We start from the raw sequence: 15,495 nt of genomic DNA, 5'->3' as shown, positions 1-15,495 counted from the left end.
GCTCATTTCACAATAATTTTTTAATTTTAAAAAGAATAAATCAATCATATGAAAGCACATACACACGAAACTCAATCTACCATCACTCCTGAAAAAGCATTAGAGTTCTTAAAAGACGGAAACCAGAGATTTGTTAACAATCTAAAGGCAAACAGAGATCTTTTGGAACAGGTAAATGCAACACGTGAAGGTCAGTGGCCTTTTGCCGTAGTGTTAAGCTGTATAGACAGCCGTACTTCTGCAGAACTTATCTTTGATCAGGGATTAGGAGATGTTTTCAGTATTAGAATTGCCGGTAATTTTGTTAATCAGGATATTTTAGGTTCTATGGAATTTGGCTGTAACGTTGCAGGTTCCAAGCTTGTTGTTGTTTTAGGACACACGAAATGCGGTGCATTAAAAGGGGGTCTGGACGCAGCACAGATTCAGGGAATGGGAATGGATAACCTCAACCATTTGATCGATCATTTTGATCCTATCATCAAAGAAATCATTGAAGAAGGCGAAGAGCGTTCATCAAAAAACAGTGCTCTTCTGGAAAGACTGAATCAGCAGAACGTAAAAAGTGCCATCGAAGATATCCGTACCCAAAGTTCAACGCTTAAAAAGCTTGAGGATGAAGGTAAGATTAAAATTGTCGGAGCCAATTATGACGTTGAAACCGGCGTTGTAACCTGGTTATAAGATAAAAATCTGCATATTTTATTGCACATACATAAAAAATCATGTTATAGTTAGATTGGAAATTGATTTTTAAAGTATACTCCAGAGGCTGGCCCGAAAGGCCAGTCTCTTTTTATGCGAAATTATTTAAAGGACGGACCATCTTTAAAGAATGAACTTCAGATCTCCGGATTCTTAGGATTTTCACGTTTATCCGGTTCGTTTTCCATGGAAAATGAAAGAAACAATCATCCACAAAAGAATCCTAAAATTTAAAAGAATAGCCAATATAGGGCAAAATCTTAATGGCGTTGGTTTGATAGACCTGAAACCGGTTATCTTCGATTTCTGCATTGACGAACAGGGGAGCAGGATTGCCAATGACATTGTTTATCCCAAAGCGCAGTACTCCCTGCCTGTTAGAGCGGTATGTTTTGGAATACGCCGCTCCAAGATCAAGATTATAATTATCCGGAAGTTTATAGTTATTGGGTTCTGGCTCATACCCGTCAAAATTCTCTAACCTGTTCTTACCGGCCAGTCCATCACCAATATCCACCAACGTATACTGTGGGACGGTAATAGACTTTCCCGTACTGTAATTAAATACACCCGAAATACTCCACCGTTTGCCCAGGTTAGCTGTTGCCATAAAGGTGACCTGGTTTCTTAAATCAGTCGGGGCCTTAAATGGTTTGCCTTCATTTATCTGTGCAGAAGAATAAACAGTTTTACTCAGTGTGTAATTGGCCTGTAAGCTCAGCCAGTTTAATTTTTGTTTATATTCTATTTCTAAGCCCTGGCTATACCCTTTACCGGAAATGATCCTGTCCGGCCAGGGCGCAGTCTCATCAACGGGCATATAGTTTTCATCCAGCCTGTACATTAAAATATTATTGAAATTCTTTCGGTAAAGCTCAATACTGATCCCTCCCCCGGCAGAAAATGAACGGCGGTAACCCAACTCGAAAATAATGGCCTCTTCGGGTGGCAGGTCCTTATTGCTGGGCGCACGGAATTCATTGGGAATGGATATCCCGCTCAAACTGATCTGATGGTAAAACTGGGCCATAAAGGAGTAGGCCACAAAAAAACGGCTGGATGTATTCAGGTCATAAGAAATTGCGGTACGCGGCTGGAAAGAATGATAGGTTTTGTTTTTCACCAAAAACGAGGTGTAATGCAGTCCCGCTTTTAGTTTCAGCTTATCCGAAAGGCTGATATCATTGTCCGAATAAAACTTTAAGTGCACAGATCTCTGTGTTTCTACATCCGGTACAGGTTCAGGATAAAAATCGGATACGGCAGCGCTGAACTTTGTAAAATTTACCCTAAACCCAATAAAACTCTGCAGGTTGTTGTTCCACTGGTAGGTTAAGTCATTATCAATGCCTACATCGGTGATCCTGTTGAATTGTTCCGTTCCTGTTGCCCCACCATCCTGTACCAGGTTGCTGTAATTGCTGAACAATAAGGTACTGTTTTGAAAAAGCCTGCTGTTATGAACCTTGTTCCACCGGGCTGAAATCAGTTTGTTTCCCCAATCGAGCGTAAAATCCGGATGGTTTTCACCGGATATGCCCAAGCTAAACCGGTCGCTGCCCAGATAAGAGGAAAGATAAACCCGGCTGGTTGAATCAATCCTGTAATTCAGTTTAACGTTTACATCATAGAGATAATACTTAAAATCTGATGGACCTTTGTCCAAAAGACCGATAAGGCCATCGATCCAGCTCCGCCGCGCACTCGCGATAAAAGAAACCTTGTTTTTTACGATTGGCCCCTCAAACATGACTGAATTGGTGAGAAGCCCAAGGTTTGCAGCCCCGTGATACTCCTGCATATTGCCTTCTTTTGTTTTGATATCGATTACGGATGATAGCCGCCCTTCATAGCGCGATGGAAAAGAGCCTTTATAAAAATCGATGTGCTTAACAATATCAGGATTAAAAATGGAAAGGAGCCCGGTAAAATGGTTATAGTTATATACCGGCGCGCCGTCCAGCAAAACCAGGTTCTGATCTGAGCTGCCACCCCTTACGTTCATGCTTCCACTGGCCATACCACCGGAAACACCCGCCCTGAACTGTAAGGCTTTTAACGGATCCTGCTGTCCCAGGGTGAAAGGCAGGGCCGGGTTTTCTTTTAAATTTACCGCATGCGGATCCCTGAAAGAATTTTGCCTGCTCAATATTTTTACCTCTTCCAATTGTATTTCCCCTTTTAAATGGAAATCATGTACCTGATCACTTTTTAGGTGAATGGTATCTACCTGCGGTGGATAACCGATATGACTGACTTCAATAATATAGGTACCCGGTTTCAGTTCCAGACTGTAAAAACCATAATCGTTTGCTTTGACAGCGATGTTATTGAGTGGCGCTTTTAAAGTCGCATAAGGAAGCGCCTCAAGACTGTTCTGCATATATACAAAACCACTGAGCTTAAAATTCCGGGCAGGTTGTACCTGTACCGGATACAGTAATATTTTATTTCCCCGGTCTTCAAAACGCACGGGTTCTTTGGCCAGGAGCATGGACAGCAGGGTGGAGATTTTGTACCTGCCTTTTTTGAGTTTAATTTTTTGCGTCAATCCAAGCTGGTTACTGCTATAGGATAAGGGAATGCCCTGCCCCGCAATTTCTGAAAGATAGCTTCCTAGGGTTCCGTTTTCGGTGGTGATGTAGACTTCTTTATTTAGCAGGCCTTCCTTTGCCTGTGCAAAAAGGCAGCTGCAAAAACAAACAATCAGCAGGTAACACAATATGGCTGCTTTGACTATTGTTTTTCGCATGTGATCCCGGATACGGTTACCTTTTTGTCTGAGATTTTGTAGGTAAAACCAAAAATACGGCTTAGTTCTTCAAAAACTTTCTCAGGCGGCTGGCGGTCATACTGTGATGTTAATAAGCATGAGCCTTCGTAGCCATTTTCAACAACTATTGAAATATGATAATAATCTTCCAGTGCAGTAAAAACCTGTTTTAACGGCACATCTTTAAAATTGAGTTTTCCGCTCTTCCAGGCAAGATCATTTTCATTGGCAGGCTTCTTTAGTATTGTCCCGTTGGAAACAGAAACCGCCTGGTTGGCAGTCAGAACCGTAGACTGGCCACTTTGCTCATCCTTTACAGCCACTTTTCCGCTGTTTACCAATACATGCTGGACCTTTCCGGAATTTTTAACAAGGAAAGTAGTCCCTAAAACCTGAACCAACAACCGGTTGGACTTTACCCTGAAAGGATGCTTTACATCCCGTTTTACTTCAAAATAAGCCTCACCGGTAAGCGTTATATCGCGGTTTGCCGAAAAATACCTTGGATAAGTTATTCGGGAGCTGCCATTAAGGGTAACTATTGAGCCATCGTTAAGTGAAACTTTTTTAATTTCGTTGGCCATGGTATTCACCGTAACCGAGCTGTTGAAGTAATACAATAAACCTGAAACCATTACTAAAACTACCGATGCAGCAGCAATCCAATAATTGGACTGTTTTCCCCATGCGCGCCCTTTATCTGCTACACCCGGACGTATCTGCTGCATTGTTTTCTCCCATGCTTTGTCTACAGGAAATAATTGTGGACTGGAGACCTCATGGGTATCCGCCCAGAGGATTTTCAGGGCCACATATTCTTCACGGTGGTCTGCAATCCATTTTTCCAGGACCAGTTCCTGTTCCTTTGTAGTCTCGCCTGCGAAATGCCTGGCCAGCAATATATTTATTTGTTCTGTATCCATGTTATTGTCTTCATTTATAAAACGTATTATCCACAAAAACCCCTACGTATTCATACAAAATATAAAGCATGAAAAAAATGGAAAACAGTGGATTTTTGTCAATGAAATCCCGCATATGTTTAATGGCTTTGCCCATTTGGTTTTCAACGGTTTTTACGGATATGCCTAAATGCGCTGCAATTTCGGCATATTTTAATTTCTCAATACGGCTGAGCTTAAAAACCTCGGCACATTTGGGCGAAAGGTCATCAAAAGCTCTTTCTATCAGTAAGGAAATATTTTCCCCCTCCTGCTCTTTGTTAATATCTTCTGTAACTTCAACATCGTGCCCATCAATAGGAACAAACCTGATGTTGTTTTTTTGGCGGAGGACAGAAATACTCCGGTTGCGCACAGCGGCAAACAGATAATTCCGCGTGGCAAGGTCGTTTGGCATTTCCTTTTTAAGCTCCCAAAAGCGGATGAGTACCTCCTGTACCACATCCTCACTTTCATCCCGGTCGGAAAGATATTTAAAAGCGTGGTTACAAAGCGGCTGATAATACTGGTAATAGAGCGCTTTGAAATTCTGTATCTCTTTTTCCATATTTTGACAGATGCAACAAGGTTACATGTATGATCTGGAAAGATAATTAATTTTTCATTACCGGAATTTTATTTTTTTTAGGGTGGCATAGGGGTATTTATTTTTTGTGCGTATTTAAAGGGAAGCCAGCTAAGAAAATGCTGGAGAAGTTTAGCAAAAAATTATAAACATTTAAAAAATGAAAAAATCAATTATTATTATCGCAACAGGTTTAATATTCTCAGCTACAGTAAAAGCACAAACCGGCAAACATGAAATACGTATCGGTTATAGTGAAGGCAGCTCCTTAAAATTAAAGGATGAAGTTTTGGGCGGTTTTGCAAACGCGATTGTATCCGCAATAGTGCCCGATGCAAATGCTTATGTCCAAAAAGACAGCAAACAGCTCGGCGTTTTTGGATTGGGCTACCGCAACCAGATTACAGACCGTCTTAAGGTTGGGGGTGATTTGGGGTACATGAAATCAGAACAAACCTTCGGACAGAAAGCAGCTGCTACAACCAAAATGGGGGATATCAAAAAAACACAGCACGTGTTTATCGCCATGCCGGTAGTAGAGTATTCCTATATCAAAACCCCTTGGTTGAATTTTTATGGATCGGCAGCGGCAGGTGTTAACCTTACTTCATCAACGGAGCGTAAAAACGGCCAGACTTCCAAAGACAGCAAAGTTGGTTTTGCGTATCAGGTAAGCCCTGCGGGATTAAGGGTGGGCAAAAAACTGGCAGGATTTGCCGAAGTCGGATATGGAAATAAGGGAATTGTTACCGCCGGAATCAGTTATGGATTCTGATAGAAAATCAGCAGGTTAAAAAATTAAAATTATGGAACGTTTATTAAAATTCGTTTTCGTATTAGGAATTATTGCTTCTTTTTACTCACGCAAGAGCGATAATGATGAAAAAAAAAGGTGAATTGTTTCGGGAAAATCCATAATATACTCTTCCCTACCAAAAACAATTATACATTATAACCTGGTTCCGGTTTAAGAAGTTAAGATTATAGACTGTAGATGAATGAGGGAGGTTGAAAAACTTCCTATTGATACCCTTGGCAAGGCTTTGAATCCTGTCAAGGGTATTCTATTCTCAGGTTAATTACTTTCCGTTGAAGGCAGACATGGTATTCCCGATTCCCGCAAAAACAAAAGACAGGCTGGCTTTAGAAAACTTCTCAATTCTTTCGCCCAGCTTTTCAGTTTCCTCTTCATTCCATGTTCCCAATACATAATCTACCTGGCGGCCCTGTGAAAAATCTGCGGAGATTCCGAAGCGGAGTCTGGCATAGTTTTGTGTCTGCAGCATTTCATTGATGCTTTTCAGTCCGTTGTGGCCGGCATCCGAGCCTTTCATTTTCATTCTCAGGGTACCGAACGGAAGGGCAAGATCATCGGTAATGATGAGTACATTTTCCAACGGGATATTTTCTTTCTGCATCCAGAACCTTACCGCATTTCCAGAAAGATTCATGTATGTATCCGGTTTCAGGATGAAGACTTTTCTTCCTTTATGTTTTCCTTCTGCCATCCAGCCAAAATTGGCAGTCTTAAATGGGGCTTCAAGCGTTTCTGCTATTTTCTCGGCAACTTTAAATCCTATATTGTGACGTGTATTTTCGTATTCCGGGCCTTTGTTTCCAAGACCGACTATTAAATATTTCATTGAGAAATTTTTTGCAAAATTAAGGGATAAAAAATAAAAAAGCCCAATCTTATGAAGATCGGGCCTGTATATTTTAAAAAATCTTTTTACAGAGGTTTGTAAATGTAGTTGATTCCAAAACCTTTTCTCATATACGTCTGCGGATCGTAGTTATAGTTTGTGATTCTGATAACCGGAACCGGAATTGGAGGCATAAGATCTGTTACAGATGCTTTTTTAGGATTGTTTGGAGATAAGATATGGCTTTCTCTGTCATTGGCTTCAGTAGAGAAAAGTCTTGAAATCTTATAAGCCGATGGAATTAATGTAAATGGACTGATCTGAGTATCGTACTCATAAAAATCGTACGCCAGTTTTGTCGTAGGTCTTCCGTATACAGGTGCGTTTACAGGTCCTGTCACAGGTCCGTATTCTCTTAATACTTTAGAAACATTATCTCCTAAATAGGTATATTCTGATTTAGAAAAATCTGTAAAGGCAAAAGGTGTCCCTGAAACATCAGGTCCGTTTCGCATAATAACGGAACTCATTTTTGCAGTAGAAGCATCATACGTTAATTCGTAAAGTGATTTTGCTTTTCTAAGAAGAACAAAAGGACCAGGCGTAGTAGCCGGAGGTACCGGTGGAGTTCTTCTGAACACTGAGCGGTTTTCGGAAATTTTATCTAATCTTCCGTTTGGCCCGTAGGTAAACAGTTGAGTATACGTCACACTGTCTTCGTCTATCGTTCCGTCCCCGTCTAAGTCTAAGAATCCTTTAAAATTAACCTCACTTACTTTGTCTCCGCTGTAAGAGATATCCGTTACGGATCCCTTCGGCGTCAATACTTTCGTTACCAAAAGCCCGCTGTAGTGATATTCTGCTAATGTATCTTTATCTGTAATTTCTCTGTACAATGCTCTAGGCCCTGTTAATCCCTCAGTTTCATTAAGGTCTAATAATGGATCTCCATCATTATCCACCATATCTTTACAAGAATGTATTGAAGAGAACCCTGCTATTAATAAAATAATGTAGAAAAGTTGTTTCATTTCCAGGTAATTGTTTATTTTTTGACAAATATAACTTTTTTCTGAATAAAAGTTATGTTTTTATTTATATTCCGATAAAACCGATAATTAATGACTTACAAATTTCTGTAGGTATATTTAAGCGCCTGATCCTTGTCCGAAACCGGATAATTAAAGGCATCATACACATACGTCATCGGTGTATTCACTCCAGATGCCGGTGCCGGAGGCATTACAAACACTGAAGTAGGATTATTGGGAGACAGTCTGTAGAAATTCTCAGGACGCAGCAGGCTCCATGTGGTAAAGAAAGCTTTAGGAAGCGTAGAGAACGGATTCACTTTAGAATCATAGTTCTGATAGCTGTACACCGTCAGCTTAGCTGTAGCCATATTTGGGGCTCCCGTTGCGGTAAGTGTTCCTTTAGCAGAGCTTGCTTTGAAGATATTTTCCCCATTATAGGTAAAAGTAGTTTCCGTGAACTGACTGTATGCCGTATTTCCAGCTACTTTTCTTTTTTCTAAGATTTTCACAAGTTTTTTCCCTGTGGCGTCATAGGTAAATACATAATCACTTACGAAAGAATTCAGGGGATCGGTTGCTGTAGCTGTACAGGTACCACTGTATACATTGCCTTTGCTATCTACAGTTACGCTGAAATCGTAAGCAGTACTTCCGGTCAGGGTTCCTAAAAATTTTATTTTACCAATTTTCTCGTTGATGTAGGTTACAGTACCTGTGTAATAGTTATTGGTTCCTGCATCTCTCAGCCTTCCATTATGAAATACAGTTCCATTCACTGTATATTCCTCCTGAACGGTACCATTCAGCGTGATTTTTTCCAGAACTCTTGCAGGAGCCGCTGGATTTCCGTCATTTCCGCCATTGTTGGCACTCGGCTCGAATTGATCTGAAGAAGAATTGTCACATGAAACCATAAGTCCGAAAAACACTCCGGCCACGATTTTAAAAAGATAGTTTTTTCCCATGAAAAAATATTTTAGTGAGTTTACAAATATAATTCATTTTTTCGATGAAAACATTCACTTATTCAACAAATCAATAACGATCTGTATCTTTTTGCAAAAAAAACCTAAAAACATGAAGCTTTTAGGTCTATGAGAATGATCTGTTTTCAAAATTAATACGGCTGCAGTACAGACGTTGTTAAAACAGACTGAGACATTTCGTTGTTCAGAAAGGTTGCGTTTACTGCGGTTCCTATTCCCAGCTTCCCTGAATTCAGATTCCTTTTGGTACAGGCTACCTTTACGGCATAGTTATTCTTAGGGTTAAGATTAGTAAGCGTAGCATTAAGGTTGAAGATTTTATAACTTCCCTCCGACCCCAGCACAACATCCGTTCTCACCGCCCTTAGCGCATTATCCACAAAAATACCGCAGGCAAAACCTGATGAATTATTGGAATTTCCGGTTTTCTGCGCCGTTGTCTGAAAAGTAAAAGCTACTTTATTCGAACTATTGGTGATGGAAAAAGTATCATTGGTTCCCGGCAGAACAGTCCATGCGGATGAAATCGTGGTACCTTCTGTATAAGGTTCCGTCAATCCGTTGGGTGTTGTAAAAATAGCTCCGGTCTGGTCCGATACCGTATTCAGCGAGAATACCGACATACTTCCCTGCCCGTCTGCAATTTTCACGCTCTTCCAGTCATTGGTATTCATTTCAGCATTGTTATGAAGAATGGTTCCGGCCGCTCCGGCAGATCCTCTGAGGAGATTGGTTCCTCCGGTTCTGATTTCTTTTCTTACGCTCAAATCTCCGTTTACATCAAGCATATTCACAGGGTTAGCTGTATTAACGCCCACCTGAGCATTAGTCAAGACTGCCAGCAACAAAGATTTTATGATAATAATTTTTTTCATGTCCTGATTAATTGATAATAGGGTTAAATACCTGAGGAATTTCGTACACATCCACCTTTAAAGAAGACTGGGAAATAAAGCTGTTGATGTTGGAATCTGCATAGATTCCGATGGCCAGTACCACATCGCTTCCCGTTCTGTATGATCCTAATCTTGAACAGGCCACACTTACATTATGCTGTCCCGGGGAAAGATTGGAAACCACTCCAATCTGGTTATGGGTAATGAATGTACTTGCCGCGCTGCTTGCTTTCAGGTTTCTCTGTCTTAAATTCACCAGCTTGTTATCTACAAAAATACCACAGGCATAATCTATGGAAATATCCGTGGTTCCGTTTGCCGGAAGATTGGCCTGTACTACCGTCTCAAACTGGAAATAGGTTTTACTGTCCGAACTAAACACACTGATCGGTTGTGAAAGCCCCCCGATTTTCTTGAAACCCGGAAGACTGGAAATATCCGCCCCTCTTGTAAAGGCTGTGTTCTTGGCTGTGATAGTAGAGTGCTCGCTGTTCGTAAATCTCACTCCGGTTTTGTCCGAAAACGAGTTATTGAAGATCAAATAAAATTTATTCGGTTCATATTCCGGGATACGCAGGGATTTCCATATCGGTGGATACCCTTCTCCCTGTGAAACAAGAATCTGGTCGTTATTTCCCTGAGAAAGAGTGTTGTCTGTAACGTTCAGAACAACAATTTTGTTTCTTAAATTGATATCACCGTTGACATCCAGTTTGGCTTGCGGGGCATCCGTATTGATTCCCACCTGAGCAGAAAGAGACAGTCCTGCTATAAAAAACAGGATCGATATAATATTTTTCATCAATTAATTGCTTTTATAAGTTACGTACTCAATAACATCTATCTTCATCACAGATTCAAGCGTAAATGCATTGGAAACCGTATTGGTATCGGAAACATTCCTTCCTATCGTAAACTGTGAGTTTACATTAGAAGTATTAATCTTACGGCAGGCCACTTCAAGTTTCTGCGGGCCCACAGGAACATTTTGTTCCGTATAATTCAGTGTAAAGATGTAATCCTGAATTCCGGCTTTTTCTGTATTGTTATTGGACATCACTTTATCAGGACGTACCGCCACCAGTTTTCCATTTCTGAAAACACCGCAGGTAAACGTTACAGACTGTGAAGTTCCTGAAGCCGGAGCTTTCATCTCAACACCCGTCTGGAACTGATAAGTAAGTCTGTTTCTACCGTTTTTGATAATAATATTGTTCTCAAGTCCTGTGATCTTAGACCACACTCCTTTCGAAACATCCGTAATCTCATCTCCTACATTGTTCTTGTACACATCATCATCCGGAATACCGGCTGAAAGCGCTGATATACCCACCTGGTCCGATGACAGGTAAGAATTGATCAGCTTGTACTGCCCCTCTTCCATAAAGGAAACATTCAATGATTTCCAGACAGGAGGCAAACCTTCTCCCTGAGAAACCAACACCTGGCCGTTCAACCCCGCATTTCCAGCCTGGGTAGATGTGCCGCCTACTCTAAGTTCTTTTCTTAAGGTGGTTTTCCCGTTGACATCGAGAGTAGATTTAGGAGAAGTAGTTCCAATTCCCACCTGCGCGTTCATACAGAGCGATAAAAGCCCGGCTGCGCTGCAATAGATAATTCTTTTCATAATTAGGGCTGCAAAGATATGAATTTAAAACATAAAAAACCATTTACAACCCTTTAAACACGTAAAAATAAAGCAATTACGTTATAGAATTAATTGTACGAAAAAGTAGAATTATTACTACAAATCGGTTCTTTTTTTACTGTTTTTAAATACAGACGTCTTTCAAACCCAACCACAGCCGCAGATACAGCATAATTTTTTATCATTATATTGTGATTTCCAAGTGCTTCCAAAGCCCTCTACAAACTTATTTTTCTGATTTTAAGTCTACTTATTTTCGCAAAAAAAAGACCGTCTCATTTTTGAGACAGTCTTATTCCTATTGAATATTTCGATTCTTATCAGATCTGTGTAATCTGATAATTTATGAAGACGGTAGAAACAATAATGATGATTTCAGGTTTTGGCTAAAGCCTTTCCATTTGATAATATGTTGAAAACGGGCTAAAGCCCGTTCCTATTGAATATTTCCATCCTTATCAGATCTGCGTAATCTGATAATTTATGAAGACGGTAGAAACAATAATGATGATTTCAGGTTTTGGCTAAAGCCTTTCCTTTTGACAATATGCTGAAAACGGGCTAAAGCCCGTTCCTATTGAATATTTCCATCCCTATCAGACCTGTGTAATCTGCTAAATCTGTGGGAAAGAAAAAAATATTTCAGATCAAAAAAAGAGCTTCTTTTTAATTATGTCCGATAATTGTTTTCAAAAGCACATTCACCTCATCTACATTTTTCACTTTTTCTTTTCTCATCATCAGCAGGTTTCCTTCTTTTCCAACTTTCTCTTTAAGCTGTGCTTCTGACGGATTTTGGGTTAAATAACTGATGATATGTCTGAATCGGTCCGTCTGATAAAACTTATCCTGCGGATTCGCCGGGAAGTAGCCCAGGAAGATTCCGTTTTTCATGACAATCTTTTCAAAACCGATGTCTGCTGCCAGCCATTTCAGGGCAACGCTTTTCAATAAGTTCACAGCTTCTTTCGGCAAGGCTCCAAAACGGTCGATCAGTTCCAGTTCAAACTTATGAAGATCTTTTTCATTATCAATTTCAGCAATTTTCTGATACAGCAGCAACCTTTCTTCCGTATTTGAAATATAGAAATCCGGAAGCATCAGCTCGAGATCCGTATCAATATTCACATCCTTGACAGATTTGAAAAGCTTCTGTCTGTCCTCTTCATTATCAAATAAGTTTTCGAAATCCGCATCATCTTTCAATTCCTCCAGAGCTTCCTGCATCAGTTTCTGATAAGTCTCGAAGCCCATTTCATTGATAAATCCGCTTTGTTCTGCTCCAAGAAGATCTCCCGCACCCCGGATCTCAAGATCTTTCATGGCAATCTGGAAACCGCTTCCGAGATCAGAAAACTGCTCAATGGCTTCAAGACGTTTTCTGGCATCGGAAGTCATCATATCATACGGAGGCGTGATCAGGTAACAGAACGCTTTCCTGTTGCTTCGTCCTACCCTTCCCCTCATCTGGTGAAGGTCTGCCATTCCAAATCTCTGTGCATCATTGATAAATATGGTATTGGCATTAGGCACGTCTACCCCACTTTCAACGATGGTCGTAGAAACAAGAACGTCGTATTTGCCTTCCATAAAATCAAGGACATTTTTTTCCAGCTGCTTGCCTTCCATTTGTCCGTGGCCTGTGATCACTCTTGCATCCGGAACCAGTCTCTGGATAAGCCCGGCAATATCTTTAAGATTTTCAATTCTGTTATTAATAAAATACACCTGCCCATCCCTCTGAAGTTCATAAGAAACCGCATCTCTGAGAATTTCTTCATTAAAACCTATTAATTGGGTATCTACAGGCTGCCTGTTTGGTGGCGGTGTTTTGATTACGGAAAGGTCTCTTGCTGCCATCAGGGAAAACTGAAGCGTTCTCGGAATGGGTGTAGCGGTCAACGTAAGCGTATCCACGTTATTTTTGAGGGTTTTCAGCTTGTCTTTCACGGAAACGCCGAATTTATGTTCCTCATCTATGATCAGCAATCCCAGATCTTTGAATTTCACTGAGCTGCTTACCAGCTGGTGCGTTCCTATAATAATATCTACTTTTCCGTTTTTAAGACCATCCAGGGCTTCCGCTTTCTGCTTGGCCGTTCTGAATCTGTTGACGTAAGAAACATTCACCGGAAAATCTTTCAGCCTTTCCTTGAAACTTCTGTAATGCTGAAATGCAAGAATTGTGGTAGGAACCAGTACAGCGACCTGTTTTCCATCAGTAGCCGCCTTGAATGCCGCACGAATTGCCACTTCCGTTTTACCGAATCCTACATCGCCGCAAACCAGTCTGTCCATTACCGTATCTGCCTCCATATCCTTTTTCACGTCAATGGTTGCTTTTTCCTGATCCGGTGTATCTTCGTAAATAAAACTGGCTTCCAGCTCATTCTGCAGATAGGAATCCGGGGTATATGAGAAGCCTTTTGCGGTTTTCCTTTCCGCGTACAGTCTTATAAGGTCGAAGGCAATCTGTTTTACTTTTGCTTTCGTTTTCTGTTTCAATGATTTCCATGCCGGAGAGCCCAGCTTGCTTAAAACAACCTCTTTTCCGTCCGGACCGTTAAATTTCGAAATTTTATGAAGTGAATGGATGCTTACATATAATAAGTCACCATTTTTATACGTCAGCTTAAAACATTCCTGTACTTTTCCGTCATTATTCACTTTCACAAGGCCCATAAATTTTCCGATTCCGTGATCAATATGGGCAATATAATCCCCAATTTTCAGAGACATCAGATCTTTCAGAGTAAGCTGTTCGGATTTTGCAAAGGTATTTTTGGCTTTATATCTCTGATAACGGTCGAAGATCTGGTGATCTGTATAGACCAGAATTTTATGGCCGTTGTCAACAAACCCTTCATGGAGTTCAGATTTGAAGCTTTTAAAAGGCAGCTGATGCTCCAGTTCTTCAAATATAGATTCCAGTCTTTCCTTTTGTTTTTCCGTTGAAAAAGAGATCCAGGTATCAAAACCATCGTTCTGCTTTTCTTCAAGGTCTTCTATCAGCAGTTCAAAGTTTTTATGGAAAGAAGGCTGTGGAAGCTGCTCTGCTTTTATTTCTTTAATCTCCTTCAGTCCTTCAATGGCAATCCCTGCAAAATCTATTGTTTTAAATTTCTTAAAATCAAATAAAAAGTCCTGATCGGAAATAAAAAGCTCCTGAGGCGTTCTGTGGGCAATATCTTTATTTAAAGTCTTATATTTTTCGAGTGATCTTTCGTAAAAGCTTCTCATTTTCTGCATACCTACAGCACCGTTTCTTGAAACCACAAAGCTTTCTTTCGGCAGAAGCTGCAACAGGGAAACACGGGTTCCCGTTACTGAAAAATTCATATTGGAAACCAGCTGAAAGTCCTTTACCTTATCTACGGAAAGCTGCGTTTCTATATCAAAGGTTTTAATGCTTTCCACTTCATTTCCAAAAAAGGTAAGACGGTATGGTTTTTCGTGGGAATATGAGAACACATCCACAATTCCGCCACGGACTGAAAATTCTCCGGGCTCGGAAACGAAATCTGCCTGCTGGAAATTATAATGATTCAGAAGCTCATCCACAAAATCAAAATCCAGCTGGTCGCCTACTTTTATATGATGCGAAATCGCTTTGAAATCTTCTTTTTTCAATACCTTTTCGGATAAAGCTCCGGCATAGGCCACAATAACTTTGGGTGATTTCCCGGAATTGATCTTATTTAAAACCTCTGTACGAAGAACCAGATTGGCATTCTGTGTTTTCTCCACCTGATAAGGTTCAAGATGGGTCGCCGGAAAATACAGCACCTTATCTTTTCCAAGCAGATCTTCCATCTCCGTATTGGCATACAGGGCATCCTCTTTGTCGTCTACCAGATAAAGAATGGTTTTCTTTTGAGTCAGAAAAAGCTCGGCAACAAATATGGAAACCGACGAACCTGCGCTTCCTTTCACAGAAATATGCTGGTTATTTTCTAACTGGGTAAAAATCTCTTTGCCAAATTCCTTTTGTAGCAGATCGGGAAGAAACTTTTCGTGAATGGGTTTTAGCTGCATAAATAATAAGGGTATAAACGACAAAAGCGATTTCGGGAGTGTTCCGAAACCGTTTGCTTATCACAAAGATAAGGATATATTTTTCTTTTGGAAGAAAGTGTAATTTATCAAAAACTCAAATAAATTAACTAATAAATACCCAAATCTTAATTTTTTACCAATTTATTTAATTAAAAGTTAAATAAATAACGATTTTACCGCATGGCATAGTGTTTGGAAATTCCACCTTATCAAACTTTTTAAAGAAA

At 40.3% G+C, this 15,495-nt stretch carries 13 protein-coding genes; 3 read left to right on the top strand and 10 right to left on the bottom strand.

All coding sequences use genetic code 11. The features are described 5' to 3' along the window. Positions 1 to 48 precede the first annotated feature (48 nt). Together JET18_RS14030 and JET18_RS14025 are read left to right on the top strand one after the other, a co-directional pair. Positions 49 to 684, top strand: coding sequence for a carbonic anhydrase (locus tag JET18_RS14030; protein WP_202092044.1), 636 nt, complete (start codon positions 49 to 51; stop codon positions 682 to 684). 114 nt (positions 685 to 798) lie between these two features. Beyond that, complete coding sequence (locus JET18_RS14025; protein ID WP_202092042.1) at positions 799 to 939, top strand: hypothetical protein; 141 nt, start codon at positions 799 to 801, stop codon at positions 937 to 939. Here JET18_RS14025 and JET18_RS14020 read toward each other — a convergent pair. Genes JET18_RS14020 through JET18_RS14010 form a run of 3 tightly spaced genes read right to left on the bottom strand, consistent with a single transcriptional unit; the run spans position 929 to position 4,987 of the window. Continuing rightward, complete coding sequence (locus JET18_RS14020; RefSeq protein WP_202092040.1) at positions 929 to 3,457, bottom strand: TonB-dependent receptor; 2,529 nt, start codon at positions 3,455 to 3,457, stop codon at positions 929 to 931. The genes JET18_RS14025 and JET18_RS14020 overlap by 11 nt on opposite strands. Beyond that, a complete protein-coding gene (locus JET18_RS14015) occupies positions 3,442 to 4,401 on the bottom strand; it encodes a FecR family protein (RefSeq protein WP_202092037.1) in 960 nt (319 codons plus the stop codon). The genes JET18_RS14020 and JET18_RS14015 overlap by 16 nt, the downstream gene beginning before the upstream one ends. A gap of 10 nt (positions 4,402 to 4,411) precedes the next feature. Continuing rightward, a complete protein-coding gene (locus JET18_RS14010; RefSeq protein WP_202092035.1) occupies positions 4,412 to 4,987 on the bottom strand; it encodes an RNA polymerase sigma-70 factor in 576 nt (191 codons plus the stop codon). Between the two features lie 178 nt (positions 4,988 to 5,165). Here JET18_RS14010 and JET18_RS14005 point away from each other — a divergent pair, with 178 nt between their 5' ends. After that, positions 5,166 to 5,780, top strand: coding sequence for a porin family protein (locus tag JET18_RS14005; RefSeq protein WP_202092033.1), 615 nt, complete (start codon positions 5,166 to 5,168; stop codon positions 5,778 to 5,780). Positions 5,781 to 6,084: 304 nt separating this feature from the next. On the opposite strand, the gene pth is transcribed toward JET18_RS14005, so the two are convergent. The 7 genes from pth to mfd all read right to left on the bottom strand — a co-directional run bounded on the left by pth (position 6,085) and on the right by mfd (position 15,247). Continuing rightward, entirely contained in the window at positions 6,085 to 6,648 is a 564-nt protein-coding gene (pth, locus tag JET18_RS14000; RefSeq protein ID WP_202092031.1) for an aminoacyl-tRNA hydrolase, read from the bottom strand. Positions 6,649 to 6,734: 86 nt separating this feature from the next. Beyond that, positions 6,735 to 7,679 (bottom strand): hypothetical protein, encoded by a 945-nt coding sequence (locus JET18_RS13995; RefSeq protein WP_202092029.1) that lies wholly within the window; start codon positions 7,677 to 7,679, stop codon positions 6,735 to 6,737. 95 nt (positions 7,680 to 7,774) lie between these two features. Next, complete coding sequence (locus JET18_RS13990; RefSeq protein ID WP_202092027.1) at positions 7,775 to 8,647, bottom strand: hypothetical protein; 873 nt, start codon at positions 8,645 to 8,647, stop codon at positions 7,775 to 7,777. Between the two features lie 152 nt (positions 8,648 to 8,799). Next, on the bottom strand, positions 8,800 to 9,543 hold the full coding sequence (locus JET18_RS13985) for a hypothetical protein (RefSeq protein WP_202092026.1): 744 nt from the start codon (positions 9,541 to 9,543) through the stop codon (positions 8,800 to 8,802). A 7-nt stretch (positions 9,544 to 9,550) separates the two neighbouring features. Then, positions 9,551 to 10,366, bottom strand: a complete 816-nt coding sequence (locus tag JET18_RS13980) for a hypothetical protein (protein ID WP_202092025.1) — start codon at positions 10,364 to 10,366, stop codon at positions 9,551 to 9,553. 3 nt (positions 10,367 to 10,369) lie between these two features. Beyond that, the gene (locus JET18_RS13975) at positions 10,370 to 11,191 is read right to left on the bottom strand and encodes a hypothetical protein (RefSeq protein WP_202092024.1); all 822 of its coding nucleotides are present in this window, start codon (positions 11,189 to 11,191) and stop codon (positions 10,370 to 10,372) included. Positions 11,192 to 11,878: 687 nt separating this feature from the next. Beyond that, positions 11,879 to 15,247, bottom strand: coding sequence for a transcription-repair coupling factor (mfd, locus tag JET18_RS13970; protein WP_202092023.1), 3,369 nt, complete (start codon positions 15,245 to 15,247; stop codon positions 11,879 to 11,881). Positions 15,248 to 15,495 lie beyond the last annotated feature (248 nt).

This window comes from Chryseobacterium endalhagicum, assembly GCF_016745235.1.
GTDB classification, from domain to species: Bacteria; Bacteroidota; Bacteroidia; order Flavobacteriales; family Weeksellaceae; genus Chryseobacterium; species Chryseobacterium endalhagicum.
The sequence above is the reverse complement of the archived record's forward strand: the minus strand, read 5'-3'. Positions and strand labels throughout refer to the sequence as shown.